This is a genomic window from Pseudomonas sp. StFLB209 (assembly GCF_000829415.1).
GTDB lineage: Bacteria > Pseudomonadota > Gammaproteobacteria > Pseudomonadales > Pseudomonadaceae > Aquipseudomonas.
In genome coordinates, this window is the sequence record NZ_AP014637.1 from 2,273,519 (window position 1) to 2,300,406 (window position 26,888).

General features: G+C 60.7%; 25 protein-coding genes. 14 read left to right on the forward strand and 11 right to left on the reverse strand.

The features are described 5' to 3' along the window. Positions 1-59: 59 nt before the first annotated feature. The 9 genes from PSCI_RS10490 (at position 60) to PSCI_RS10530 (ending at position 11,705) form a co-directional block, all read left to right on the forward strand. Positions 60-956: a TauD/TfdA dioxygenase family protein gene (locus PSCI_RS10490; protein WP_045486123.1), complete on the forward strand. Its 897-nt coding sequence runs from the start codon at positions 60-62 to the stop codon at positions 954-956. Positions 957-986: 30 nt separating this feature from the next. Next, positions 987-1,871 (forward strand): ABC transporter ATP-binding protein, encoded by an 885-nt coding sequence (locus PSCI_RS10495; RefSeq protein WP_045486126.1) that lies wholly within the window; start codon positions 987-989, stop codon positions 1,869-1,871. A gap of 42 nt (positions 1,872-1,913) precedes the next feature. Beyond that, a complete protein-coding gene (locus PSCI_RS10500; RefSeq protein WP_045486128.1) occupies positions 1,914-2,792 on the forward strand; it encodes an ABC transporter permease in 879 nt (292 codons plus the stop codon). Between the two features lie 29 nt (positions 2,793-2,821). After that, a complete protein-coding gene (locus PSCI_RS10505) occupies positions 2,822-3,838 on the forward strand; it encodes an ABC transporter substrate-binding protein (RefSeq protein WP_045486130.1) in 1,017 nt (338 codons plus the stop codon). A 423-nt stretch (positions 3,839-4,261) separates the two neighbouring features. Then, positions 4,262-5,062: an RHS repeat-associated core domain-containing protein gene (locus PSCI_RS29765; protein WP_052483383.1), complete on the forward strand. Its 801-nt coding sequence runs from the start codon at positions 4,262-4,264 to the stop codon at positions 5,060-5,062. A 179-nt stretch (positions 5,063-5,241) separates the two neighbouring features. Then, entirely contained in the window at positions 5,242-6,354 is a 1,113-nt protein-coding gene (locus tag PSCI_RS10515; protein WP_045486132.1) for an efflux RND transporter periplasmic adaptor subunit, read from the forward strand. Then, on the forward strand, positions 6,351-7,421 hold the full coding sequence (locus PSCI_RS10520; RefSeq protein WP_045486134.1) for an efflux RND transporter periplasmic adaptor subunit: 1,071 nt from the start codon (positions 6,351-6,353) through the stop codon (positions 7,419-7,421). Before PSCI_RS10515 ends, PSCI_RS10520 begins: the two co-directional genes overlap by 4 nt. After that, positions 7,418-10,495, forward strand: a complete 3,078-nt coding sequence (locus PSCI_RS10525; RefSeq protein ID WP_045486137.1) for an efflux RND transporter permease subunit — start codon at positions 7,418-7,420, stop codon at positions 10,493-10,495. Before PSCI_RS10520 ends, PSCI_RS10525 begins: the two co-directional genes overlap by 4 nt. A gap of 148 nt (positions 10,496-10,643) precedes the next feature. After that, entirely contained in the window at positions 10,644-11,705 is a 1,062-nt protein-coding gene (locus PSCI_RS10530) for an RNA-guided endonuclease InsQ/TnpB family protein (RefSeq protein ID WP_045486140.1), read from the forward strand. A gap of 13 nt (positions 11,706-11,718) precedes the next feature. Here PSCI_RS10530 and PSCI_RS10535 read toward each other — a convergent pair whose 3' ends face one another. The 8 genes from PSCI_RS10535 to PSCI_RS10570 form a co-directional block, all read right to left on the reverse strand. Beyond that, positions 11,719-12,204, reverse strand: a complete 486-nt coding sequence (locus PSCI_RS10535; protein ID WP_045486143.1) for a hypothetical protein — start codon at positions 12,202-12,204, stop codon at positions 11,719-11,721. 52 nt (positions 12,205-12,256) lie between these two features. Then, on the reverse strand, positions 12,257-12,745 hold the full coding sequence (locus tag PSCI_RS10540; RefSeq protein WP_045486145.1) for a hypothetical protein: 489 nt from the start codon (positions 12,743-12,745) through the stop codon (positions 12,257-12,259). A 118-nt stretch (positions 12,746-12,863) separates the two neighbouring features. Then, entirely contained in the window at positions 12,864-13,490 is a 627-nt protein-coding gene (locus PSCI_RS10545) for a class I SAM-dependent DNA methyltransferase (RefSeq protein ID WP_045486147.1), read from the reverse strand. 46 nt (positions 13,491-13,536) lie between these two features. Beyond that, positions 13,537-14,265 carry a hypothetical protein gene (locus PSCI_RS10550; RefSeq protein WP_045486149.1) on the reverse strand — a complete coding sequence of 243 codons (729 nt, stop codon included), beginning with the start codon at positions 14,263-14,265 and terminating at the stop codon, positions 13,537-13,539. A gap of 492 nt (positions 14,266-14,757) precedes the next feature. After that, positions 14,758-15,501 carry an L-cystine ABC transporter ATP-binding protein TcyN gene (gene tcyN / locus PSCI_RS10555; RefSeq protein WP_045486151.1) on the reverse strand — a complete coding sequence of 248 codons (744 nt, stop codon included), beginning with the start codon at positions 15,499-15,501 and terminating at the stop codon, positions 14,758-14,760. Between the two features lie 3 nt (positions 15,502-15,504). After that, positions 15,505-16,173, reverse strand: a complete 669-nt coding sequence (tcyL, locus tag PSCI_RS10560) for a cystine ABC transporter permease (protein WP_045486154.1) — start codon at positions 16,171-16,173, stop codon at positions 15,505-15,507. After that, positions 16,170-16,967, reverse strand: a complete 798-nt coding sequence (gene tcyJ / locus PSCI_RS10565) for a cystine ABC transporter substrate-binding protein (protein WP_045486157.1) — start codon at positions 16,965-16,967, stop codon at positions 16,170-16,172. Before tcyJ ends, tcyL begins: the two co-directional genes overlap by 4 nt. A gap of 218 nt (positions 16,968-17,185) precedes the next feature. After that, entirely contained in the window at positions 17,186-18,184 is a 999-nt protein-coding gene (locus PSCI_RS10570) for a D-cysteine desulfhydrase (protein ID WP_045486160.1), read from the reverse strand. A gap of 234 nt (positions 18,185-18,418) precedes the next feature. Between PSCI_RS10570 and epsC the strand changes: the two genes are divergently transcribed. The 4 genes from epsC to PSCI_RS10590 all read left to right on the forward strand — a co-directional run bounded on the left by epsC (position 18,419) and on the right by PSCI_RS10590 (position 22,590). Beyond that, on the forward strand, positions 18,419-19,372 hold the full coding sequence (epsC, locus tag PSCI_RS10575) for a serine O-acetyltransferase EpsC (protein WP_045486163.1): 954 nt from the start codon (positions 18,419-18,421) through the stop codon (positions 19,370-19,372). A 315-nt stretch (positions 19,373-19,687) separates the two neighbouring features. Further along, complete coding sequence (gene betT, locus PSCI_RS10580; protein WP_045486166.1) at positions 19,688-21,682, forward strand: choline transporter BetT; 1,995 nt, start codon at positions 19,688-19,690, stop codon at positions 21,680-21,682. A gap of 378 nt (positions 21,683-22,060) precedes the next feature. Continuing rightward, positions 22,061-22,294, forward strand: coding sequence for a hypothetical protein (locus PSCI_RS10585; RefSeq protein ID WP_045486169.1), 234 nt, complete (start codon positions 22,061-22,063; stop codon positions 22,292-22,294). Beyond that, entirely contained in the window at positions 22,291-22,590 is a 300-nt protein-coding gene (locus PSCI_RS10590; protein WP_045486171.1) for a cell division protein ZapA, read from the forward strand. Before PSCI_RS10585 ends, PSCI_RS10590 begins: the two co-directional genes overlap by 4 nt. Positions 22,591-22,611: 21 nt before the next feature. On the opposite strand, the gene PSCI_RS10595 is transcribed toward PSCI_RS10590, so the two are convergent. Beyond that, a complete protein-coding gene (locus PSCI_RS10595; RefSeq protein WP_045486173.1) occupies positions 22,612-23,655 on the reverse strand; it encodes a threonine aldolase family protein in 1,044 nt (347 codons plus the stop codon). Positions 23,656-23,749: 94 nt separating this feature from the next. Here PSCI_RS10595 and PSCI_RS10600 point away from each other — a divergent pair, with 94 nt between their 5' ends. After that, entirely contained in the window at positions 23,750-24,490 is a 741-nt protein-coding gene (locus PSCI_RS10600; protein ID WP_045486175.1) for a TraX family protein, read from the forward strand. Positions 24,491-24,662: 172 nt separating this feature from the next. Here PSCI_RS10600 and eutC read toward each other — a convergent pair whose 3' ends face one another. Beyond that, positions 24,663-25,484, reverse strand: a complete 822-nt coding sequence (gene eutC / locus PSCI_RS10605) for an ethanolamine ammonia-lyase subunit EutC (RefSeq protein ID WP_045486177.1) — start codon at positions 25,482-25,484, stop codon at positions 24,663-24,665. A gap of 9 nt (positions 25,485-25,493) precedes the next feature. Further along, positions 25,494-26,888 (reverse strand): ethanolamine ammonia-lyase subunit EutB, encoded by a 1,395-nt coding sequence (locus PSCI_RS10610; protein ID WP_045486179.1) that lies wholly within the window; start codon positions 26,886-26,888, stop codon positions 25,494-25,496.

Sequence of the window (26,888 nt, forward strand, 5' to 3'; positions counted from 1 at the left end):
ATTTCTTATATCGATACAGTTACTCCATTCAGTTCCTGGTCCTTTGAATCGGAGTACTCATGCCAGCAGCCTCCCTCGCTTCTTCAGCCGCACAATCGGCCAGCCAATCCTTCGAAGTACGCCCTTTGTCCGGCAATGTCGGTGCAGAGATTGTCGGCCTGGATTTGTCTCGCAGCCTCAACGACAGCGACTTTGCCCGGGTCCATAAAGCCCATCTGGACCACCATTTGGTGGTGTTCCGTGACCAGCGGATCACCCCGCAGCAGCAGATCGATTTCAGCCGCCGTTTCGGTGTATTGCAGATCCACGTGCTCAAGCAGTTCCTGTTGGCCAACCACCCGGAAATCCTCATCGTTTCCAATATCGTTGAAGACGGCCAGCCCATCGGCCTTGGCGATGCCGGCAAGTTCTGGCATTCGGACCTGTCCTACAAAGAGCTGCCAAGCCTGGGTTCGATGCTCTATGCCCAGGAGCTGCCCAGCGAAGGCGGCGACACATTGTTCGCCGACATGCACAAGGCTTGGGAAACCCTGCCTGAGCATCTGCGCAAGGCCGTGGAAGGCCGCAAAGCAGTGCACAGCTATACCGCGCGCTACCGTGACGGTCACAACGCCGAAAACTGGCGGCCGACCCTGACCCCCGAGCAACTGGCTCAGGTGGTTGAAGTGGCGCATCCGGTGGTGCGTACCCACCCGGAGAATGGCCGCAAGGCGCTATTTGTCAGTGAAAACTTCACCACCCATATCGTTGGTGTGCCTGAAGACGAAAGCCGCCAGATCCTCGCCGAGGTGTATGCCCACAGCACCCGCCCCGAGAACGTCTACCGCCATCAATGGCAGGACAACGACATGGTGTTCTGGGACAACCGTTCATTGATCCACCTGGCGACCGGCTGCCCGGCCCATCTGCGCCGCCGCTTGCACCGCACGACCATTCAGGGCACTGCGCCTTACTGATCAGCCGTACCGATTTAGAGGAGCGCCGACATGAATGCTGTCGTGCAAAGCCATACGGCTAGCCATAACAATCCCGCGCAACAGGCCAATCAGCCCGCCGCTGAGGCCTTGTTGCAAGTACAGAATGTGAGCCTGGAATACCGTACCCCGGAGCGGGTTGTGCGGGCGACCCATCAGGTCAGTTTCGAGGTCGATCCGTCTGACCGCTTCGTCCTGCTCGGCCCTTCGGGCTGCGGCAAGTCCACCCTGCTCAAGGCGGTGGCCGGTTTCATCAGGCCTAGCGAGGGGCAGATTCGCCTGGCCGGTCATCAGGTCAGCGAACCGGGACCGGACCGCATCGTGGTGTTCCAGGAGTTCGACCAGTTACCGCCCTGGAAGACGGTGATCGAGAACGTCATGTTCCCGCTGCTGGCCTCGCGCACCCTCAAGCGTCCCGAGGCGTTGGAGCGTGCCAAATACTATCTGGACAAGGTCGGCCTGAGCGCTTTCGCCCAGGCGTACCCGCACACTTTGTCTGGCGGCATGAAAGCGAGGGTAGCGATTGCCCGCGCGCTGGCCATGCAGCCGAAGATCCTGCTGATGGATGAGCCTTTCGCCGCGCTCGACGCGCTGACCCGGCGCAAGATGCAGGAAGAGTTGCTGGAGCTATGGGACGAGGTGCGTTTCACCCTGTTGTTCGTCACCCACTCCATTGAAGAGGCGTTGGTGGTCGGCAACCGCATCCTGTTGCTGTCGCCGCATCCGGGTCGGGTTCGCGCCGAGATCAACAGCCACCAGTACGACTTGCAGAGCCTGGGCGGGGTGGGGTTTCAGCAGACCGCGCAGCGCATCCACCGCTTGCTGTTCGACGAGCAGCCTGGTGGCAGCCAGACCGAGCGTGAACTGGGCTTTCAGGACATACGCATCGCGTATTGAGCATTCACCGGCAGGCCTGGCCTGCCCGCAGAGATTCAAACCATGAGTATTTCCACCAATCCGTCTTCGCCGCGCCGCGAAGAATATGAAGTCGCGCTTGAGCCATTCGTGCAGAGTGAGCTGGCCCGTGACATTCCCCTGCTGCAGCGCATCTGGCAACTGGGCTGGGTGCGCAAGACCCTGATCATGATCGTCCTGGCCGTGCTCTGGGAAGTGGTCGCCCGCATCCAGGCCAACGACCTGCTGCTGCCGAGCTTCTTGCAGACTGCCAAGGCGTTCTATGACGGCCTGCTCAGCGGCGAACTGCTGGGCAAGGTATGGATCTCACTCACCGTGCTTATTCAGGGGTATCTGATCGGCATCGTCCTGGCCTTTGGTCTGACCACCCTGGCGGTGTCGACCCAACTGGGCCGTGACCTGCTCAGTACCCTGACCGCCATGTTCAACCCGCTGCCGGCCATCGCCCTGTTGCCGCTGGCGTTGCTGTGGTTTGGCCTGGGCCAGAACAGCCTGATCTTCGTCCTGGTGCACTCGGTGCTCTGGGCACTGGCGTTGAACACCTATGCCGGTTTTCTGGGGGTGTCCGAGACGCAGCGCATGGCCGGTCGCAACTATGGCCTCAAGGGGCTGCGCTTTGTCTGGCACATCCTGATTCCGGCGGCGCTGCCGTCGATCCTGGCTGGCCTGAAGATTGGCTGGGCCTTCGCCTGGCGCACCCTGATCGCCGCCGAACTGGTGTTCGGCGCCTCGTCGGGCAAGGGCGGCCTGGGCTGGTACATCTTCCAGAACCGCAACGAGCTGTACACCGATAAGGTGTTTGCCGGCCTGGCTGCGGTGATCCTTATCGGCCTGCTGGTCGAGAACCTGTTGTTCGCCAATATCGAGCGTCTGACCGTTAAACGCTGGGGCATGCAGCGCTAAGCATCATTGAATTCCAAGAGAGCATTTTCATGAGCAAGACTTTCAAACGCGCTGGCCTGACCGGTCTGGCGGCGACTTTCCTGCTGGGCGGCCTGCTCAGTGGTACGGCCCAGGCCGAAGGCAAGATCAGCATCGCCCAACAGTTCGGTATCGGTTACCTGATTCTGGACGTGGTGCGCGACCAGAAACTGATCGAGAAACACGGCAAGCAACAAGGTCTGGATATCGAGGTGAACTGGAACAGCGTTTCCGGCGCCACGGCGATGAACGAAGGCCTGCTGGCCGGCGCACTGGATGTGGTGTCGGCCGGCGTACCGCCGATGCTGACGGTATGGGACCGGACAAAGGGCAAGCAGAACGTCAAGGCCATTGCCTCGTTGGGTTCGATGCCCAACTACCTGCTGACCAACAATCCGAACGTGAAGACCCTCAAGGACTTCTCGGAAAAGGACCGTATCGCCGTACCGGCAGCGGGAGTGGGTTTCCAGTCGCGGACCTTGCAGATCGAAACTGCCAAGCAGTTCGGTAACGACAACTACAAGAAATTCGACAATATCTCGGTGAGCCTGGCCCACCCGGATGCCACGGCTGCGCTGCTTGCCGGTGGCTCGGAGATCAATTCGCACTTCTCCAGCCCGCCGTTCCAGTACCAGGCGCTGGAAAACCCTAACGTACATAAAGTGCTCAGCTCGTATGATGTGCTCGGTGGCCAGGCTACGTTCAACGTCCTGTACACCACCCAGAAGTTCCACGACGAGAACCCCAAGACCTACAAGGCGTTCTACGACGCACTGGCCGAAGCCGAGAAGATCATCAAAGCCGACAAACCGGCCGCCGCGCAGACCTACATCCGTGTCGAACAGTCCAAACTGCCATTGGCGCTGGTCGAGAAGATCGTCGCCGATCCGGAAATCGACTTCACCATCACCCCGCAGCGCACCTTCATCTATGCCGAGAAGCTGCATGAACTGGGCGTGTTGAAAAACAAGGCAGCGAGCTGGAAGGACTACTTCTTCGAAGAAGCCCACGGTACGCCGGGGAGCTGAATAACCAGTGTCGGCCATATAGCGCAATAAACACCGAAGCTTGCAGGAGCAGCTTTAGCTGCGAAGCCTTCACACAGCGTCTTCGCGGCTAAAGCCAATACTGTTCAATCAGGTACTGTATACCCCCGGTGGGAGCGAGCTCTGCTCGCGAAGAGCCGGTAAAGTCACAGCATCTGCTGCGAATGTGCTGCCGCCTTCGTTGTGGTTCGGCACTCCGACAAGCGGAGCGCCGGCCGGCCACTCCCGCCGAGATTTGTGTACTTAAGCGAACAGCGTCGCGGCTAATGCTGAGGTACATCCACAGCCGATGTGCTGGTTTCTCTGGCCTTTTCGCGAGCAAGCTCGCTCCTACTTCTGCCAGTACCCGACTCCTTTGCGACAGAGCATTGTTGACGCCTCTCTCGATACTTTGAGCAGGCCGTTATGGCGATGCGTATCTACCGCTACGATCCGCTGGACCGTCTGGCCAGGACCAGAACCCTGGCTGCTGGCGAACATTCGTCGCCCGGCTTCAATGGCGAGTTGCCCGACCCGCTGACCGGGCACTACCTGCTGGGCCATGGCTATCGGGCGTACAACCCGGTGCTGATGCGTTTCAACAGCCCCGACAGCTTGAGCCCGTTTGCCGAAGGCGGGATCAATGCCTATGCCTATTGTGCGGGTGATCCGGCCAACCGCTCGGATCGCTCGGGGCATGCAGTGGATGATCATATGAGGTCGTTCCTGTGGATCGGCCTGGGGCTGTTCGGCGCAGCATGGGGCGTCAAACTGGCTGTACCTTCAATCCGGAAAGTGCTCGCGGGTGGAACTGCGGCCTCAGCCAAACTGGCGGCAGCTGGCGCGGTCGGTCAATTGGCGGCCAGCACGGCATTTACGGTCAGCCGGGTTATCGCTGCGGTGGACCCGCGATCGCCAGTGGCTGATCCGCTGATGTGGGCCGCCATCGGGCTTGGATTACCCTCGGTCGGCTCGCGGGTTTCCTCGTTTTTTTGGGGCAAGCGTGAAGGGCGTTTACAGGCTGCAGCCATGGTTCGCGCCAAGCAAGCCCAAGCCATGGTGCAGGAACAGTGGCACCTGCGGCTGGATCTGCGGGTAACACGTCAGGCCGCTCAGTTGCCGGCCGCAGAACGACTGGCACTGGTGCTGCAGCCCTGGTTGCAAGCCATGAGCAGGAATTCTCGTGCGCCGGTGCAGAGCATCGCAGCGTCCGTACGCGGACGTTAGCTGCCAACGCGACTGTCTGCGGTAAACAGCCGGCCTTCACGGCGCAGATTGGCGAGGGTGATGCACTTCGTGTTTCGCCAATGCTTGAGCGCAAGGAACCCTTGCCCGTTCCCCGCAGTCGCATATTCACATCACTCAATGACTCTCCATTTCAGATCTGCATCCACCAAGGAGCCTGCATGCCTGTTGTCCCTGCAAGACTGCTTTGGGTGCCTCTGGCTGCGGCCTTGCTGTTGGCCGGTTGCGGCGAAAAGCCGCCCGAGCAGCCCAAGCTGCCGCGGGTCTATGTTCAGCAAGTGCAGGCCGAGAATTTCGCCGCCAGCGTGGCGCTGACCGGCGATATTCAGGCACGCATTCAGACACCGCTGTCGTTCCGGGTAGGCGGCAAGATCATCGAACGTTACGTCGATGTGGGCGCGCGGGTCAGCGCCCGTCAGGTGTTGGCCCGTCTCGACCCCAAGGATTTGCAGGTCAATGTCGATTCAGCCCAGGCCGCGGTGGTGGCCGAGCAGGCGCGGGTGACCCAGGCCAAGGCTGCGTTCTGGCGTCAGCAGCAGTTGCTGCCCAAGGGCTATACCAGCCAGAGCGAGTTCGATGCTGCCCAGGCGCAATTGCGTGGCAGTGAAAGCGCGCTCAAGGCCGCCCAGGCGCAACTGGCCAACGCCCGTGAGCAATTGAGCTACACGGCATTGGTGGCTGATGCACCAGGGGTGATCACTGCGCGGCAGGCCGAAGTGGGCCAGGTGGTGTCGGCCACCCAGCCAATTTTCGAGCTGGCCGGCGATGGTGAGCGCGACGCGGTGTTCAACGTTTATGAGTCGCTGTTCGTCGAGCCACCGGGCGATCAGCCGGTGCAGGTCAGCCTGCTCGATAACCCGCAGCTCAACGTCATGGGCAAGGTGCGCGAGGTGACGCCAGCGGTCTCGGCGCAGACTGGCACGTTGCAGGTGAAAATCGCGCTGCAGCCGCTGCCTGAGGGCATGAGCCTCGGTTCGGTAGTCAGTGTTGCGCTCAGCCCGCCGGCCCGGCCGCGGGTCGAGTTGCCCTGGGCGGCATTGACCAAGAATATCGGCCAGGACATTGGCCAGCCGGCGGTGTGGGTGGTCGATGAACAGGGCAAGGCGCAGCTGCGTACGGTCAAGGTGGCGCGCTACCTGACCGGCAAGGTCATGATCGATGACGGTTTGCAGCCCGGTGAAAAGGTCGTGACCGCCGGCGGGCAATTGCTGCACCCGGATATCGAGGTGGAAATCGCCGAGCACAAAACCTCAGCCGCCGGAGCACAGCCATGAAGCGCAGTGTCTTGATCCTGACCAGCGCCGTGCTGCTGGCCGCCTGTGGCAACGATGACCCGCCGCCAGAGCCGGTGCGGCCGGTGGTTTGGGTAAAGGCCCAGGCCGAGTCGCAGCAGGACTTCGGGCGCTTTGCCGGCAACATCCAGGCGCGTTATCAGAGTGTGCTGGGCTTCCGGGTGCCGGGGCGCATCGCCCAGCGCGCGGTGGATGTCGGCGCCGAGGTCCGCAAGGGCCAGTTGCTGGCACGCCTGGACCCCACCGATCAACAGAACACTTTGCGTAACCGCGAGAGCGATCAGGCCAGGGTCGAGGCGCAGTTCATCAATGCCCAGGCCAATGCCCGCCGTCAGCAGACGCTGTTTGACCGTGGGGTCGGCGCCCAGGCGCAACTGGATATCGCCCTGACTGACCTCAAGACCAGCCGCTCGTCGCTGGACCAGGCCCGTGCGGCGGCGCAGCAGGCCCGCGATCAATTGAGCTACAGCGAACTGCGCAGTGATCACGAGGCGGTGGTGACTGAGTGGAAAGTCGAAGCCGGGCAGGTGGTCAGCGCCGGTCAGGAGGTGGTCACCCTGGCCCGGCCGGATATCAAGGAAGCGGTGATCGACCTGCCGGCCGAACTGCTCGACCAGTTGCCAGCGGGCGTGCAGTTCAATGTCGCCAGCCAGCTTGATCCGAGTGTCAGCACCACGGCCAGCTTGCGTGAAGTCGAACCACAGCCGGACGCCTCGACCCGCACCCGGCGGGCGCGTCTGACCCTGGCCGAACAGCCGGCGGCGCTGCGCCTGGGCACGGCGATCAGCGTCACCCTGAGCTCGGTGGTGGTCCCGCGCGTACGCCTGCCGCTCAATGCCTTGCAAGAACAGGCAGGCCAGAGCCGGGTATGGGTGGTCGATGCCGCCAGCCAGACCGTCAACCCCAGGCCGGTCACCGTCATCAGCCGCACCGCTGAGAGCTTTTTGCTGAGCGAGGGCGTCAAGCCCGGCGAACAGGTGGTAACCGCAGGTATCAACAGCCTCAAGCCGGGGCAGAACGTCAAAATCGATAAGGACAGCCCGCGATGAAAGGCGGTTTCAATCTCTCCGAGTGGGCCATCAAGCATCAGTCGTTCGTCTGGTATCTGATGTTCGTCGGCCTGCTGATGGGCGTGTTCTCCTACATGAACCTGGGCCGCGAAGAAGACCCATCGTTCACCATCAAGACCATGGTCATCCAGACCCGCTGGCCCGGCGCAACGGTGGATGAAACGCTCAATCAGGTGACCGATCGGATCGAGAAAAAGCTCGAAGAGCTGGACTCGCTGGATTATGTGAAGAGCTACACCCGGCCGGGTGAGTCCACGATCATGGTGTTCCTGCGCGACACCACCAGTGCCGCAGCGATTCCAGAGATCTGGTATCAGGTGCGCAAAAAGGTCGATGACATTCGCGGCGAGTTTCCGCAGGGCTTGCAAGGGCCGGTGTTCAATGACGAGTTCGGTGATGTCTACGGCTCGATCTACGCCTTTACCGCCGACGGGTTCAGCATGCGTCAGCTACGCGATTACGTGGAGCAAGTGCGCGCCGAGATTCGTGAGGTCGACGGGCTGGGCAAGGTCGAGATGATCGGCCAGCAGGACGAAGTGATTTATCTGAATTTCTCGACCCGCAAGCTGGCCGCGCTGGGGCTGGATCAGCGCCAGGTGATGCAGAGCCTGCAGTCACAGAACGCGGTCACCCCGGCCGGGGTGATCGAAGCCGGTCCCGAGCGGATCTCGGTGCGCACCTCCGGCCAGTTTGCCTCGGAGAAAGACCTGGCGGCGGTCAATCTGCGCCTTAACGATCGTTTCTACCGGCTTAGCGATATTGCTGATATCGAGCGCGGGTTTACCGACCCGCCTGCGCCGCTGTTTCGTTACAACGGCCAGCCGGCCATTGGCCTGGCGATTGCGATGAAAGATGGCGGCAATATCCAGCAATTTGGTCAGGCCCTGCATGCGCGGATGGATCAGGCCACCGCCAACCTGCCGGTGGGGGTCGGGGTGCATAAGGTCTCCGATCAGGCCGAGGTGGTGGACAAGGCGGTGGGCGGCTTTACCAGTGCGCTGTTCGAGGCGGTGATCATCGTCATGGTAGTCAGCTTCGTCAGCCTCGGCATTCGTGCAGGTCTGGTGGTGGCCTGCTCGATCCCGCTGGTGCTGGCCATGGTCTTCGTGTTCATGGAGTACAGCGGAATCACCATGCAGCGCATTTCGCTCGGTGCCCTGATCATCGCCCTGGGCCTGTTGGTGGACGATGCGATGATCACCGTGGAGATGATGGTCACCCGCCTGGAGCAAGGCAAAAGCAAGGAGGAGGCAGCGACCTATGCCTATACCTCGACAGCCTTTCCGATGCTCACCGGCACGCTGGTCACTGTGGCCGGATTCGTGCCGATTGGCCTGAACAACAGTTCCGCCGGCGAGTACACCTTTACCCTGTTTGCAGTCATTGCCGTGGCCATGCTGGTGTCCTGGATCGTCGCGGTGCTGTTCGCGCCGGTGATCGGTGTGCACATTCTCAGCAGCAAGGTGAAGAAGGGCAGTGAAGAGCCTGGGCGGATCGGCCGGGCGTTGAACGCCAGCATGCTGTGGTCGATGCGCCATCGCTGGCTGGCGATCGGCTTTACCATCCTGCTGTTCGCCCTGGCGCTGTTTTCCATGCGCTTTGTCCAGAACCAGTTTTTCCCGGCCTCGGACCGGCCGGAAATCCTCGTTGATCTGAACCTGCCGCAAAGTGCCTCGATCAATGAGACGCGCCAGGTGGTTGATCGCCTGGAAGCAACCTTCAAAGACGACCCGGACATCACCCGCTGGAGCACTTACATCGGCCAGGGCGCGCTGCGCTTCTATCTGCCGCTGGACCAGCAATTGCAAAACCCTTTCTATGCCCAGTTGGTGATTGTCAGCAAGGATCTGGAGGCTCGTGGTGCATTGACCGAGCGCCTGCGTCAGCGCTTGCGTGAAGACTTCGTCGGCATCGGCTCGTTCGTCCAGCCGCTGGAAATGGGCCCGCCGGTGGGGCGGCCGTTGCAGTACCGGATCAGCGGCCCGGATATCGACAAGGTGCGCCAGCATGCCATCGAGCTGGCGGCGTTGCTGGATAACAACAGTCATGTGGGCGAGGTGGTGTTCGACTGGAACGAACCGGGCAAGGTGCTGCGCATTGATATCAACCAGGACAAGGCGCGGCAACTGGGCTTGTCGTCCGAGGACGTGGCGTCGGTGATGAACAGCGTGGTCAGCGGTTCGACCATCACGCAGGTGCGGGACGATATTTATCTGCTCAATGTGGTGGGGCGCGCCGAAGATGCCGAGCGCGGTAGCCCTGAAACTTTGCAGAACCTGCAGATCGTCACCCCGCAGGGCACCTCGATCCCGCTACTGGCCTTCGCCACGGTGGGCTATGAACTGGAGCAACCCTTGGTGTGGCGCCGCGACCGCAAACCGACCATCACGGTCAAAGGTGCCGTGCGTGACGAAATCCAGCCCACCGACCTGGTGGCCCAGTTGAAGCCCGAGATAGACAAATTCACCCAAGGCTTGCCCAGTGGCTATAAGGTCGCCACCGGCGGCACGGTTGAAGAGAGCAGCAAGGCGCAAGGGCCGATTGCTCAGGTGTTGCCGCTGATGCTGTTCCTGATGGCGACCTTCCTGATGATCCAGTTGCATAGCGTGCAGAAGATGTTTCTGGTCGCCAGCGTGGCGCCGCTGGGGCTGATTGGCGTGGTACTGGCGCTGGTCCCCACCGGCACGCCGTTGGGCTTTGTCGCGATCCTCGGGGTGCTGGCGCTAGTGGGTATCATCATCCGCAACTCGGTGATTCTGGTGACCCAGATCGATGCTTACGAACGCGCCGGCTACCTGCCGTGGGATGCTGTGGTCGAAGCGACCGAGCACCGCCGTCGTCCGATTCTACTGACGGCGGCGGCGGCTAGCCTGGGCATGATCCCGATTGCCCGTGAGGTGTTCTGGGGCCCGATGGCCTACGCCATGATCGGCGGGATCGTGGTGGCGACCCTGCTGACCCTGCTATTTCTGCCGGCACTGTATGTAGCCTGGTACCGGATCAAGGAGCCGACTGAGGAGCAACGGCATCAGGCACCGGTGAGGGCGACTTGAGCGATGCCGTCGGCTCAGGCCGCCATGGTCGTTACCAAGCTGGCGCGAAAAGCCCCTTCCTTCAGGCGGGGGATGAAAGCGCCACCGCGAAGCGGTCATAGGGGTTAAGATCCATAAAACCGCCCCTATTCTGTGTTTCATGACTGAAATGAAAGCGACCAAAACCCTCAAGATTCGAGTGCGAGACAAGCATGCAGCGCAGTTGCGTGAAGCGTCTCGTGCTGTGAATTTTGTGTGGAACTACGTAAACGAGTTGAGCCGTCGCTCGATTCGTGAGCGTGGTCGTTTTCTGTCGGCGTTCGACATTCACAAGTACACCAACGGGGCCGGCAAAGACTTGGGACTGCACAGCCAATCGGTGCAGGCTGTTGCCGACGAATATGTCACACGGCGCAAGCAGTTCAAAAAGCGTCAGCTACGCTGGCGCTGCTCGGGCGGCGCTCGGCGCAGCCTGGGCTGGGTGCCCTTGAAGGCCGGCGCTGCTGTCTGGAAAAACGGCCAGGTCGTCTTCAACAAACAGCACTTCAAGGTCTGGGACAGCTACGGCCTGGCGGGTTTTAAATTCAGATCCGGCAGCTTCAACGAGGACAGCCGTGGACGCTGGTATTTCAACGTCGTGGTCGAGGTCGACCGGCAGTTATCGCCAGGCCAGGACGCGGTGGGTATCGACCTCGGACTGAAAACCACGGCCACCTGCAGCGACGGTGATCGCCTTGAAAGCGGCAGGTTCTACCGGGATCTGGAGAGCGCCCTGGGCACGGCCCAGCGCGCCGGCAAGAAAGCCCGTGTGCGGGCGATCCACGCCAAAATTGCGAACCGCCGCAAGGATTGCCTGCATAAGTTCAGCAACGCGCTGGTAGCGCGTTGTGGCGTCATTGTGGTGGGCGATGTGAACTCACTGAAACTCGCAAAAACCAGAATGGCCAAGTCGGTGCTGGACGCCGGCTGGGGTCAATTGAAAACCATGCTGGAATACAAATGCGATCACGCAGGCACGGTTTTCAAGGTTGTTAGCGAGAGAAACACCACCCAAACCTGTTCGAGCTGCAAGCAATTGCCGGACTCGAGGCCGAGAGGTATCGCAGGGCTTGGAATAAGGGAATGGACTTGTTGTGGGTGTGGTGCCACCCACGACCGCGACGTCAACGCCGCAAAGAACATTCTCGCGCTCGGGCATGAGCGTCCAGTTGTGGGAATCCCCGCCCTTTAGGACGGGGAGGATGTCAAACAGGCTCGATCCACAGTTCAATCGCCGTAAGGTTCAGGGCCCTGCCGGGATTGAGAGCTTCGTTGGAAAAGGTGATGGTCAGGTCGCCGTCCGCAGGTGAAAAACGCAGGGTGGAATCATGCTGCAGCGGGAACAGGACTTTGTTGTTGATGACGATGTCGACTTCTTCCTGGGTGCGGGCGTTTTCCACTTTCACCCTGAGGTAGGTACTCGGGGTCGGGTGGCTGGCCGAGGCCCAGAGTGCATAGTGGATGGTGAAGGGTTGGGCGGTGCCGATGGTGATTGTCTGGCTGAGTGCTTCGCGGTTGTACAGTGGCAGAGAGTATTTACCGCCCTGCCAGTAAACCGGCAGCGATTGCGCATTGGTTTGCCAATACTCGGTTGAGGCCAGCCCGTCATCGTCAGCGAAGTGGCTGTTCTTGATCAGGTTTACTTTATCGTTGGCGCACGGCGTCACCGCCTGGATGGTGGATACGGTCATTGTTTTTATCCTTGAATGATTCGGTGATGTGGCGAGTCGCAGCGGGCTTGACTCAAGCGCTCAGGTACGTCGCCCAGAGTTTGAAGCCGGTGATATGTACCGCCGTCCTTTTGCCTTGGTCAGGTAGCGGGATCAGGTCGGAGAAAGTGATGCCCAGGTAACCGTCGTTCGAAACGATCGGCTGGACATCTTCATGGCTGTACGTTTGCCACTCGGTATCGCGAACCATGGTGATATGGCTCTGGTGGTCAGACGCCGCATAGAAACCGGTGCTGATCGCCGCGCCGTCGTTACCTGAGTCGGCAATGAGTTTTGCAGTGAACGCCCACGTTACGGTGAAGGGCGCGTCTCGTCTTACCGGGATATTCTGTTGCAAGTGGTCGCCGGTTTTCAGCAGTACGCTATATAAGCGGCCTTTGTAATTTGGCAGTTCAGGTGTTTCCGGGTAATAGGTGCTAAACCAGTGTTCGAAGTTCTGGTCGATGAAATAGCCATTCTGGATAAGGTCGTTCACGATCGTTCCCTTGATCGAAGTGTGCATAGGTAAAGAGAGGGTCCTTCCTCTCTCGGTGTGCCTTGTCTTCAGGCATGAATGGACGTAATAGAACCTGAGCGCTTTTGTCAAAAGGTTTGACGATCAATGACCCAAGCTACTTGATTCAACCACGCCGCCACACGCTGGCCAGCCAGGGCTGTTGGTCCCTGGGTAGCCCGGCTGGGCGGTAGTAGTGTTCGAGTTCGACAAAACCTGCGTCAATCAGCAGTGCCTGCCAGGCCGGCAAGTCGTGATAAGACCCGTAGCGCGGACCGTTCCAGCCTTCCTGGTTCTGGCCACGGGGGTTGGAACTGAACAGCACGCCGCCGGGCTTGAGTGTGGCGTGCAGTTGGCGCAGTACGCGGGGCAGTTCCTGACGTGGCACGTGGAAGAGCGAGGCGTTGGCGAAGATGCCGTCGAACCGGTTGGCGGGCAGGTCCAGCGCCAGGAAGTCCTGATGCCATACCTCGCAGCCTGTATCGGTGCGGGCCATTTCAGCAAAGCGCTGGCTGCCATCGAGCCCGGTCGGATGATGACCCAGAGCGCTAAACACCTTCAGGTCCCTGCCCGGGCCGCAACCGAAGTCGAGAATATGCAAGGGCGCTGATGCATCGAGGTGGCGCAGCAGGGCCTCGATGTTCTGGCTGACGTCATGGTCACGGGTGCCCTCGCGAAAGCTCTCGGCTGATTGGTCATAGTGAGCCAGCGTGTTGCGGGTGATCTGTTGCAGGGTGCCGGAGTCGAGCTTCATCGATGGTATCCAGTGCGGGTATTCAAATTAATACGCTGGCGAGCCGTCACTCAAGCGTCCGGCCAGCATAGGGCACCCAGATTTCCCGTACGGGTGCCCACGACGAATTGTTGCCTACCCGGTCGATGATGCAATAAGTCGCTGGAAGTGTCTGCCCGCCACCGGCCTCGGAAATCAGCGCCGACGGCACCACGAACTCTACGGCGTCGCCGACTTCGTCAGGCTGCAACGGCGGCAGGTCCATGCGCAGGTCACCCCAGCTCAAGGTGATCTCGTCGTGCGGTGCCATGTTCGGATAAGGCTCGATGATCAACGGCAGGCCGTCGTGCAGGTGGCGGCTGTTGAGGCCGCGGCGCTCCACCGAGGCCGGCAGTGCCAGTGGCGCCAGCCCCTGGTTTTCCTCCTGGTCGATGTCCATCAGCGTGCCGCCCGGTGCGTCGAGCTTGACCCACACTTTGCGGCATACCGATGACATGGGTGAACCGCCGACTTTCATGACCCGATAACTGGCCCTGGCCTTGCCGTTGTGCAGGAAGCTTTCCGGTACACGCAGCGCCACAGGCTGGTCGAGATCCTGGCAGGTGAGAATCTTCGACGCGACGTAGCAGTCATTCCAGTACAGCTCGATCAGATCACCGGTGTCCATATCTGGATAAACCGGCACCTCGATCATCAGACTCGAGGCCTGGCGAATGCCAATGCCATGGCGGCAGGTATGGGGAATGTCCGGAGCGGGGAGTTTAGGCGCAGCCTTCGTGCAGTAGGTATGGCTCATATCCAGATACTCGTGTGTTCAAGTCATAAAGCCAGACAGTGGGTAATGAACGGCAAAGGCGAAGTGCGTTATTCGCCCGCGCTGGCTAATCGATATTCATTGGTTAAGTTGTCTTGAATAAAGGATGAATCCCGGCCGTTGATCATTGGCAGCTGGGTGAAAATTAGTGATTTCAGCTAATTGGCTTTATGGCTTGCTGTCAACAGTGGCTAACTTGCTAAATGCTGTTTTTTAAAGAATCAGAAAGATCCTACAGGAGGCGCGCAGGATTATTACTGGCAGGTTAAGTGGGGTCTGACCTGTTCAGGTAATACTAGGAAGCTGGCACTTTAGTCTGTAGGAGCCGCTTTAGCGGCGAAATCTTCGCGGCTAAAACCATTGCTGCTCGATCAAGCACTTCATTTCTTGTGGGAGCTACCAAGGTAGCTCCCACCGGGGACATGAAGCACTTAACTGAATAGTGTGGCGGTTAAAACGCAGGTGGGGGCAGGATCAAAAACGGCTGCGTTCAAGAAACTGCCGTGTCCGCTCCTGCTGCGGGTTGGCAAACAGTGCCTTGGCTTCGCCCTGTTCGACGATCACGCCCTTGTCGATGAAGATCACCCGGTTGGCAACATCCCGGGCAAAGCTCATCTCGTGGGTGACGATGACCATGGTGCGGTTTTCTTCGGCCAGGGCGCGAATGGTGCTGAGCACCTCGCCGACCAGCTCCGGATCCAGCGCCGAGGTCGGTTCATCGAACAGGATCACCTGCGGCTCCATGGCCAACGCCCGGGCAATCGCTACCCGTTGCTGCTGACCGCCGGACAGCCGCTTGGGGTAGGCGTCTTCCTTGCCGCTCAGGCCAACCTTGGCCAGCAACTGACGGGCCAGGGCAATGGCTTTTTCTTTCGCCACTTTCTTGACCACCACCGGCCCTTCAATGATGTTCTCCAGCGCCGTGCGGTGCGGGAACAGGTTGAAGTTCTGGAACACGAAACCGACCTGTTGCCGCAACTGGCGGATCAGGCCTTGCTGCTGGCTCAACGGCCGGTTGCCATCGATACGGATATCGCCGATCTGCAAGGAGCCGCCCGAAGGTTCTTCGAGCAGATTCAGGCAGCGCAGCAAGGTGGTTTTGCCCGAGCCGCTGGGGCCGATGATCGCCACCACCTCACCGGCCTCGATACGCAGATCAATGCCTTTGAGTACCTCATTGCCCTTGAACTGCTTGGTGAGCCCTTTTATTTCAATCATGGCTCAAGACTCCAGATCATGGCGGTTGACCCGGGCTTCCAGGCGGTTCTGCAGGTGTGAAAGCACAGTGGCCAGCACCCAGTAGATCAGCGCGGCGGCCAGGTACATGGTGAAGATCTCAAAGGTGCGGGCGGTAATCAGTTGCGCCTGGCGGAACAGCTCCGGCACCTGGATGGTGGCGGCCAGCGCGGTGTCCTTGACCAGTGAGATGAAACTGTTGCCCAGGGGCGGCAGAGCGGTACGCGCAGCCTGGGGCAGGATCGCCCGGCGCATGGTCTGCCAGCGGGTCATGCCGATACTGGCTGCCGCTTCCCATTGCCCGCGGTCCACGGCGCCGATCGCTGCACGCAGGATCTCACAGGCGTAGGCCGCCATGTTCAGCGAGAAACCGATCAGCGCGGCCGGCAACGGGTCCAGTTCCACACCCAGTTGCGGCAGGCCGTAATAGATCATGAACAGCTGCACCAGCAGCGGCGTGCCGCGAAAGAACGACACGTAGATGCGGGCGATCCAGCTCACCGGCTTGATGCGCGACAGACGCATCAAGGCCAGTGCAAAGCCCAGTATCAGTCCGAAGAACATACCACCCAGGCTGAGCACGATCGTGTAATACGCGCCTTTGAGCAGAAAAGGCGCGGATTCGAGCGCGAGATTCAGGCTCTCTTCAATCATTTAGTCACGTCAGCCCCGAAGTACTTCTCGGACAGCTTGGCCAGGGTGCCGTCAGCGCGCAGTTTATCCAGCGCCTTGTCGATGGCTTCATGCAGCTCGGGCTCGCCTTTGCGCAGCGCGACACCGGCTTCCTGGCGCGAGAAAGGCTCACCGGCGACTGCCAGGGTGTCTTTGGTCTTGGCGATCAGCTCCAGGGCTGCCAGGCGGTCGACCAGAATGGCGTCGATGCGGCCGACACGCAGGTCCTGGTATTTGGTCGGGTCATCGTCGTAGGTCTTGACCACGGCGCCCGGTACATTGCTCTTGAGCCATTGCTCGTAGTTGGTACCCAGGCCGACGCCGATTTTCTTGCCGACCAGATCCTGGGCGGTCTTGATGCTGCCTTCGTCCTTCTTCTGGGTCAGCGCCTGGATACCGGATACGGTGTAGGGCTTGGAGAAATCGTATTTTTTCTTGCGCTCTTCCGAGATGGTCACCTGATTGACGACTACGTCCAGACGCTTGGATTCCAGTGCGGCGAGGATGCCATCCCACTTGGTTGGCTGGATCTTGGCCTTGACGCCCAACTCTTTGGCCAGCGCCTCGGAGAGCTCGACCTCGAAGCCGCTGAGCTTGCCGTTGTTATCCACAAAACTGAACGGTGGATAAGTGCCTTCCAGGCCCACGTTCAGGGTGCCGCTGTCCTTGATTTTCTGCAGTTGTTCGCCGGCCATGGCCTGGCTGGCCAGACCTGTGCCAAGCGCCAGGCTCAGGGCCGAGAGGAGGAGGGTACGGCGGATAGCGGAAATGTTCATGCAAGCCCCTTGTTTGAATGCGATACAAGACAGGAATCAGACGCTGCCCTGGCTGCCGAAGTGCCGGAAAACACCAGGGTTTTACGGCAGCTTGGCAGTGGAGCATGTCTGTTGGAGCGCGACTATAAGAGGTGTGCCTTATAGTTAAAAATAATTAATTATTGGCTTTATATTCTTTTTTGTTTTTTCACTGCCTGTGCCGCTCTGGCACACGGCATTCAGCTTGCGAACTGGTCAGCATAGGCAAACAGTGCCGGTGCGCCACCGGTATGCAGGAAGATGATCGGGCCATCGTCGAAGCGCTGACGACCGATACCGTCAAGCAGGCCGGCCATAGCCTTGCCAGTGTAAACCGGATCCAGCAGCAGGCCTTCCTGGCTGGCGACCAGTTTGATCGCTGCCAGCGTGCCGGCATTGGGTTCGCCGTAACGAGGAGCGTAGTACTCATCCCACAAGTTGACCTTGAAACGCTCCGGCAAGGCCACGCCAAGCAGTTCGGCGGTGCGTTCAGCCAGCCCCTGAACCTTGGGTAATTGCGCCTCTTCGCTGCGTGACACCGTGACGCCAATCACCGGCAGGTCAGGATGGCTGTCAGCCAAAGCCAGGGCCAGGCCGCTGTGGGTGCCGGCACTGCCAGAGGCGGTGACGACCGCAGCGAAGGTCTCGCCGGTCTGTTCGATTTGCTCGGCCAATTCGAACCCGGCGCGCACATAACCCAGTGCACCGACCGGGCTGGAGCCACCGATAGGCACCAGATAGGGCTTTTTGCCGCTGGCATGCAGGCGCACCGCCAACGCTTGCAGCAGCTCATCGGCGTTGTCGAGGCTCTCTACCAGTTCGACCTTGGCATCGAACAGCTCCAGCAGCAGGCGATTGCCGTTCTTCAGGTAATTGGGGTCTTCGCTGCCGATAGGGTTTTCCAGCAGTGCGACGCAGCCCAGGCCCAGGCGGGCGGCGAGGGCAGCGGTCTGGCGGACATGGTTGGACTGGATGGCGCCGGCGGTGATCAGCGTGTCAGCACCCTTGGCCAGTGCATCGGCGGCCAGGTACTCAAGCTTGCGCACCTTGTTGCCGCCCAGAGCAAGGGTGGTGGTGTCGTCGCGCTTGATATAAAGGTCGCGGCCGACCCAGGCTGACAGGCGTTCGAGCTTTTCCAGAGGTGTCGGGGCGCCGATCAGGTCCAGGCGCTTGAAACGGTCGAGCTGTTTTTTGAGCATGGGGCTATGGGTATCCCTTTGGACATTCTTGAGGGCGTTCATGGCCCGGCGGTATGGCAAGATCAGTGACTATATGCAGACGATTCCTGCACGGCAACAGGCGTGCTCTTATGCCTTGGACGCTTATTTCCTACAGAAATTGATATTTTTTCAACTCTGGCATTTGCCGTAGAGTGGAAGGCGAGGCCGCTACCCAAGGGTGGCTGTCACCCGTGATCAGCAGGAGAGTTCAGCGTGAGCGAGATTCCAAAAGGGACTGCCGAGGGCCGCGTCAGTCACTGGCAGTTGCAGCACATCGTCGGTCAGTTGCGTGAGGCGCGGGATGACTGGCGCACCCGTAACCGGCGGGTCAGCGGTGAACATGGCGGTCGTGAACTGCCGTCGCGGGCGGCCATGGGTGAAATCCTCGAAGCCTTGGCCGGTGCACTGTTCCCGATGCGCCTGGGCCCGGTGGACCTGCGTGAAGAGAGCGAAGACTTCTACGTCGGTCATACCCTGGATGTGGCGTTGAATGCCTTGCTGGCGCAAACCCGCCTTGAGCTGCGTTATGTGGCCCATCAGCAGGGGCAGAGCATCGAGGGGATCGACCAGAGGGCGCTGGAACTGATTCAGGACCTGGCCCTGGCCCTGCCGGGCATTCGCCGCCTGCTGGACACCGATGTGCTGGCCGCCTATCAGGGTGACCCGGCGGCGCGCAGCGTCGATGAAGTCTTGCTGTGCTACCCCGGCATTCTGGCGATCATCCACCACCGCCTGGCGCACCATCTGTACCGCGCCGGCTTGCCGTTGCTGGCGCGTATCAGTGCTGAAATCGCCCACTCGGCGACCGGCATCGATATCCACCCCGGTGCGCAAATTGGCCCGAGTTTCTTCATCGACCACGGCACCGGTGTGGTGATCGGCGAAACCGCGATCATCGGTGAGCGGGTGCGTATTTATCAGGCGGTGACCCTCGGCGCCAAACGCTTCCCGGCCGACGAGAACGGTAACCTGCACAAAGGCGAATGCCGCCACCCGATTGTCGAGGACGACGTGGTGATCTACGCCGGCGCGACCATTCTGGGGCGCATCACCATCGGCAAGGGCTCGACCATCGGCGGCAACGTCTGGCTGACCCGCAGCGTCCCGGCCGGCAGCAACCTGACCCAGGCCAACCTGCTGCACAACGACGACGGCACCCAGAAGTAACGGTTTTATGGGGGCACGTAGGAGCTGCCGGGCGGCGATCCGCTTTAGCAGCGAAAAGCTTCGCGGATAAATCCGCTCCTACAAGATTTTTTGTTCTGCCCCGTCGTCACGGAACGATTGGTTTATTCCTCACGTCCTACCCCTGATCCGAGCGAAGTCCTACGGCAGCGATTGGTCATTTACTGGCCAATCGTGTTTAAATTGAACGTTCAGTCAATTTAGAACGGTGGTTCGCTGCCCGCTCACATCAGGAGGCCAACCCTTGCATTACCCTCGTCTTGTCCCTGTTTTACGGACTCTGGAGGCGCATCCAGTATGAATGTCTCCCACCCCGCCGCCAGCAGCCAAGTGCGCATGAATGCGCCGGTTTTCTATTTCGCGGCAAGCTTCATTCTGGTGTTCGGCATTGTCGTCATCAGCTTTCCCGAAGCCGCCGGCCAATGGCTGCTTGCAGCGCAGAACTGGGCGGCCAATACGGTCGGCTGGTACTACATGCTGGTCATGACGCTGTATCTGGTCTTCGTGGTGGTCACCGCCTTATCCGGCTACGGCCGGATCAAACTCGGTGCCGACCACGACGAACCCGAATTCAGCTACCTGTCCTGGGCCGGCATGCTGTTCGCCGCCGGGATCAGCATCACGCTGTTTTTCTTTTGCGTTTCCGAACCGCTTACCCACATGTTGCAGCCGCCGCAAGGCGAAGCCGGTACCGCTGACGCGGCGCGCCAGGGCATGCAGTTGCTGTTTTTGCACTGGGGCTTGCATGGCTGGGGCGTGTTCGCCTTTGTCGGCATGGCACTGGCGTACTTCGCTTATCGGCACAACCTGCCGCTGGCCTTGCGCTCGGCGTTGTATCCGCTGATCGGCAAGCGCATCAACGGCCCGATCGGCTACGCCGTCGACGGCTTCGGCATCATCGCCACCATCTTCGGTCTGGGCGCCGACATGGGCTTTGGCGTGCTGCATCTGAACTCCGGTCTGGATTATCTGTTTGGTGTGGCCCATACCCATTGGGTTCAGGTCATGCTGATTAGCGCAATGATGGGCGCGGCCATTCTGGTCGCGGTATCCGGGGTAGAGAAGGGCGTGCGGGTCATGTCCGACATCAACATGCTGCTGGCCTGCGCGCTGTTGCTGTTCGTGCTGTTCGCAGGTCCCACCCAGCACTTGCTCAATACCTTGGTGCAGAACGTCGGTGATTATCTGGGCGCCTTGCCGGTCAAGAGTTTCGACGTCTATGCCTACCAGCAGGCTGATGGCTGGCTGGGTGGCTGGACCGTGTTCTACTGGGCCTGGTGGATTGCCTGGGCGCCGTTCGTGGGTCTGTTCATTGCACGGATTTCCCGCGGCCGCACCATTCGTGAATTCGTCTTCGGCGTACTGTTCATCCCGTTGGGTTTCACCCTGGCGTGGATGTCGATCTTCGGTAACAGCGCCATCCATCAGGTGCTGGAATACGGCATGACTGCGCTCGGCCAGTCGGCCATCGACGACCCGTCGATGACCCTGTACCTGCTGCTGGAAACCTACCCCTGGAGCAAAACGGTGATCGCCGTGACGGTGTTCATCAGCTTCGTGTTCTTTGTCACCTCGGCAGACTCCGGCACTGTGGTGCTCTCTACCCTGTCGGCCAAAGGCGGCAGCGCCGACGAAGACGGCCCGAAGTGGCTGCGGGTGTTCTGGGGGGCGGCTACTGCGCTGATCACCAGCGGCCTGCTGTTTTCCGGCAGCATCGATGCGCTGAAATCGGCGGTGGTGCTCACCTCGTTGCCGTTCTCGCTGATTCTGTTGCTGATGATGTGGGGGCTGCATAAGGCCTTCTACCTGGAGTCGCAGCGTCAGTTGGCCCAGCTCTACTCGCTGGCACCGGCTTCGGGCGCGCGCCGTGGCGGCTGGCGCCAGCGCTTGAGCCAAGCGGTGCATTACCCGTCACGCGATGAGGTATACCGTTTTCTCGATCAGGTGGTACGACCGGCGATTGACGAGGTTACCGCTGTTTTCGTCGAAAAAGGCCTGAGCGTGACTCAGGTGCCCGACCCGGCCAATGACCTGGTGACGCTGGAAATCGGCCATGGTGAAGAGCGGCCGTTTATCTATCAGGTACAGATGAAGGGTTTCTTCACCCCATCGTTCGCCCGTGGCGGGATGGGCTCCAAGCAACTCAATAACCGCCGCTACTACCGCGCCGAGGTGCATCTGAGCGAGGGCAGTCAGGATTACGATCTGGTGGGCTACACCAAAGAGCAGGTCATCAATGACGTGCTCGACCAGTACGAGCGGCATATGCAGTTCCTGCATCTGGTGCGCTAGCTCTTGAGCGTCTGGCCATGCCTTTGCCCTGGGGCATGGCCAGACTCAGCCCTATGGACCTGATTGCAGGCGCCAGCAAAATATTGCTTGTGAGTTTTGTCCGCTGGTGGCAAATTCCCATCGCCAAAACCTTGGCGTCATCAAGGTGGCGCTTGTACCGTTGCCTGGTAACGGCTACCAGCCGCTTTGCAGGCAGTCAGGCTGCCGATCCGACGAGCCGCAGGAACCGGATGGACAGAACCCGGTCCTATTTACCCTGCAAATGAAAGTTTCATCTTCGATTTGTGGAAGAGGGCCGATTTGCGGGCCTCAACGCTGGCATGCGCAGGGACTTTTCTTTATCGTGTGCGCCCCGTAAAACTTGTTCGAGTATTCAGAATGTTGGAAGCGTCTCTCAGTCAGTTGGAACAACTTGTCAGTGATCTGGTTCAGCAGAACCAGCAACTGCAAGACACCAATACCCAACTGCGTACCGAACTGGCGCAGGCCAGGGAAGAAAACGACAGCCTGCAACTGAGCCTGCTGGAGCATGAGGAGAAGCAGGGCAGCACCGCTGCGCGCATCCAGGCTCTGGTTGACCGCGCTACCAGCGCCAGTGCCGTGAACGCATGAGCCAAGACAACGGCGTGACCGTGCTCTCGATCCTGGGCAATGACTACTCGGTCAAGGCCCCGGCGGGAGAGGAGCAGACTCTGCTGCAGGCCGCCGCGATGCTCAATACCTCGCTGGCCGAGACCAAGCGTTCCTATCCGACGCTGATCGGCGACCGCTTGCTGGTATTGGCAGCCCTTAACCTGTGCTCCCGGCACATCCAGCTCGAAAAGCAGCACAAGGCCGAGCTTGCGCGCTATCAGGAACAGGTCGAGGCCACTGTGCACACGATTTCCCGGACGCTCGCGCAGAGCTGATCCGGGAGCGTGGCAGCAGGCTCAAGCAGCCTGCATCACCCGGCGGATGTCCGCCGCCAGTTGGCGAACGCGATCCTGCTCGGTGTCCCACGAGCACATGAAGCGTGCGCCGCCTTTGCCGATGAAGGTATAGAAGCGCCAGCCCAGACCGGTCAGTGCGGCAATCGCCGGCTCAGAGAGCTGCAGGAATACGCCGTTGGCCTGCACCGGAAACATCAGTTCGACCCCAGGTACATCCTTGACCAGTTCCGCCAGTAACTGCGCGCACTGGTTCGCGTGCGCGGCGTGGCGCAACCAGGCGTCGTTTTCCAGCAGCCCGACCCACGGCGCCGACAGATAGCGCATTTTCGACGCCAGTTGCCCCGCCTGCTTGCAACGGTAGTCAAAGTCTTCTGCCAGCTCGCGGTTGAAAAACAGAATCGCCTCACCGACCGCCATGCCGTTTTTGGTGCCGCCAAAACACAGCACATCCACGCCTGCTTTCCAGGTCAGCTCCGCCGGCGTGCAGCCCAGATGCGCGCAGGCGTTGGAGAAGCGTGCGCCATCCATATGCAGGTGCAGGTTGAGTTCTTTGCAGGTGGCGCTGATCGCCTTGAGCTCTTCGGGTTGATAGACCGTGCCGATTTCCGTGGCCTGGGTAATGGTCACCACGCGCGGCTTGGGGTAGTGGATATCCTGGCGCTTGAGGGCGATCTCGCGGATGGCCTCAGGGGTCAGCTTGCCCGCGGTAGTCGGGGCGACCAGCAATTTCGAGCCATTGGAGAAAAACTCCGGTGCGCCGCATTCGTCTGTTTCAACGTGGGCGGTTTCCGAACAGATCACGCTGTGGTAACTCTGGCACAGTGCCGAGAGCGCCAGGGAGTTGGCTGCGGTGCCGTTGAAGGCGAAGAACACTTCGCAGTCGGTTTCGAACAGACGGCGGAAACCATCGGCGGCGCGTGCCGTCCATTGATCGTCGCCATAAGCGCGTTGATGTCCCTGGTTCGCCTGTTCCATGGCTGCCCAGGCTTCAGGGCAGATACCGGAATAGTTGTCACTGGCGAACTGTTGGCTCTGGTCGGTCATGGCGGTTCCTTATTATGCGAAGGGGCCGTGTTGGCCTGCCTTTTGAGCGGGCCGGGCACCTGTTTTCATGGATGGTCATACATTAGAGAGACTCATGGATCTTTCCAACCCGCCATTTCTGCCCAAACGAGACCGCGCGCTGGATTTGCTCAAATGGCTGGCGATGTTGAGCATGTTGCTCGACCATTTGCGCTACGTGGGGCTGGCGCTGGATGTGCTTTACGTACCGGGGCGGCTGGCGTTTGCCTGGTTCTGCCTGGCCATTGCGGCCAATCTGGCGCGGCGCAGCGCCGCCGAAATCGGTCCGCGAGTGCGCTGGCGTTATTTGGGCTGGATGGTTGCCTTCAGCGCACTGTCCGAACTGCCGTACCGGCTGTTCATGCCCGACGCCCAGACCTTTAACGTCATGCCGACCCTGTTGCTGGGACTGTTGGTTGCCCAGGGCTGGCGCCAGCGTATGGTTGCGACCCGCTCGATGGCTTTCGCTGCTGTACTGCTGGGGGCGTTGTTGCAGCAACACCTGATGTTCGGCTTCGCCGGAGTGATGCTGCCGCTGGTGATGCTGATGGTCTTGCAGCGGCCCAAATGGCTGGCGCTGTTTCCGGCCGTACTGTGTGTGATCGCCAACGCCTGGCAAGACATGCTTGCCGGGATCGGCTGGGGTGATCCGGTATCGATCGGTGCCTTGCTGGTGTGCCTGTTGGCGCCATTGGCGGGGCTGGCCGTGCTGGGCAGCAAGCCCGGCTTCAAGGTCTGGCCGATGCGTCGTTGGGCCTATGCCATCTACCCTGCGCACTTTGTGCTGTTGTGGGGGATACGCCAGATACTTGAGTAAGGATCACGGTTAAAGACAATACTGCTCAGATAAGCACTGCATGCCTTTGTAGGAGCGACCTTGGTCGCGAAGAGGCCGGTAAAGTCACAGCAGATGTAGTGTTTTCACTGGCCTCTTCGCGAGCAGAGCTCGCTCCACCGGGGCATACAGTACCTAAGTGGGCAGTACTGCTTTAAAAAGTCTCCGGGCTGCCATCGCTCAGCAGAAAATTCCCCGGCCCGCTGTTATCCAGCGTCGGGACTTGGGCTTCGTCTTTGAGGTCCACCCCCGACAACTGCCGCCGGCACGCCTCGCGCATCAGGTACATCAGGCGGAAGGCGGCCATGCCGTAGCTCAGGCCTTCGAGCCGGACATTGGAGATGCAGTTGCGGTAAGCGTCGTTCAGGCCGACCTTAGGCCCCCAGGTGAAGTAAAGCCCCAGGCTGTCCGGTGAGCTGAGCCCCGGTCGTTCGCCGATCAGAATCACGCTCATCTTCGCGCCCAGGCGCTGGCCCACTTCGTCGGCCACTGCGACCCGGCCCTGTTGCACCAGCGTGATGGGCGCCAGCGACCAGCCTTCCTCCCGCACTGTCTCCAACAGGCGTTCAAGAAATGGCAGGCTATGGCGTTGCACAGCCAGGGACGACAAACCATCGGCGATCACGATCGCCAGGTCATAGCCTGTGCCTTGTTGCGCGGCATATTCGTCCAGCGCGGCAGCCGACTCTTCGTTCAGGCGCCGCCCCAGGTCCGGGCGCTGCAGGTAGGTGTGGCGGTCGGCGGCGGCGCTGTGCACCAGCAGAGTTTCGAGCTGGCGTTGTTGCAGTTCGGCGCTCAGCCCGGCGTGATCGAAAGGCAGATGCACCGCGTCACGGGCCTGGGCGTGGGCGAACTGGAAGTCCAGTTGCGCGGCAGTGGGCAGGCTGGTGCCGGCCCGGCCCAGGGCAATGCGCGCCGGGGTCAACTGGCGCAGTTGCTGCCAGGGATTGGCAGTGGCGGGGGATTTATCAGACATGGCGACCTCTCAAGCCAGTTGTGCCAGGGCCTGGCGAAACGCTGGCGGCAGTTCGTCGCCCATGCGCAATTGTCCGCCCTGTTGCTGGAAGATGCCCATGCGCGCCAGCCACGCCTCGAACTCCGGCGCGGCGTGCAGGCCCAGCACTTTGCGTGCATACAACGCATCGTGGAACGAGGTGGTCTGGTAGTTGAGCATCACGTCATCAGAGCCTGGAATCCCCATGATGAAGTTGATCCCCGCTGCGCCCAGCAGGGTCAGCAGCACGTCCATATCGTCCTGATCGGCCTCGGCATGGTTGGTGTAGCAGATGTCACAGCCCATGGGCACGCCCAGCAGCTTGCCGCAGAAGTGGTCTTCCAGCCCGGCGCGGATGATCTGCTTGCCGTTGTACAGGTACTCCGGGCCGATGAAGCCGACCACGGTGTTGACCAGAAACGGATTGAAATGCCGCGCCACACCATAGGCGCGGGTCTCGCAGGTCTGCTGGTCGACGCCGTGGTGGGCGTTGGCCGACAACGCACTGCCCTGGCCGGTTTCGAAGTACATCAGGTTGTTGCCCAGAGTGCCGCGCTTGAGGCTCAAGCCGGCCTCGTAGCCTTCCTGGAGAATCTTCAGGCTGACCCCGAAGCTGGCGTTGGCCGCTTCGGTGCCGGCGATGGACTGGAACACCAGGTCCAGCGGCGCGCCGCGCTCGATGGCGGCGATCGAGCTGGTGACGTGGGTCAGCACGCAAGACTGGGTGGGAATCTGGTAGCGCTGGATGATTGCGTCGAGCATCTCCAGCAAGGTGCAGATCGAGCTCATGCTGTCGGTGGCCGGGTTGATGCCAATCATGGCGTCGCCGTTGCCGTACAGCAGGCCGTCGACGATGCTCGCGGCAATGCCGGCCGGATCGTCGGTGGGGTGGTTGGGCTGCAGGCGGGTAGACATCCGGCCGCGCAGGCCCTGGGTGTTGCGAAAGCGGGTTTCGACACGGGTTTTTTGCGCGACCAGCACCAGGTCCTGGATGCGCATGATCTTCGACACCGCAGCGGCCATTTCCGGAGTCAGGCCCGGCGCCAGGGCTTTGAGGCTGGTTTCGTTAGCCTGTTCGCTGAGCAGCCAGTCGCGCAGCCCGCCAACGGTCAGATGGCTGACCGGGGCAAAGGCCAACGCGTCGTGGCTGTCGATGATCAGCCGGGTCACTTCGTCGCGCTCGTAAGGGATCACCACTTCCTGCAAGAAGTGCTTGAGTGGCACATCGGCCAGGGCCATCTGCGCTGCGGCGCGTTCGGCGTCATTCTGCGCCGCGACTTCAGCCAGATAGTCTCCGGAACGGGCCGGGCTGGCCTTGGCCAGCAGCTCGCGCAGGCTGTCGAAGTGCCAGGTCATGTGGGCGATGGTGTGGGTAAATCCGGCCAT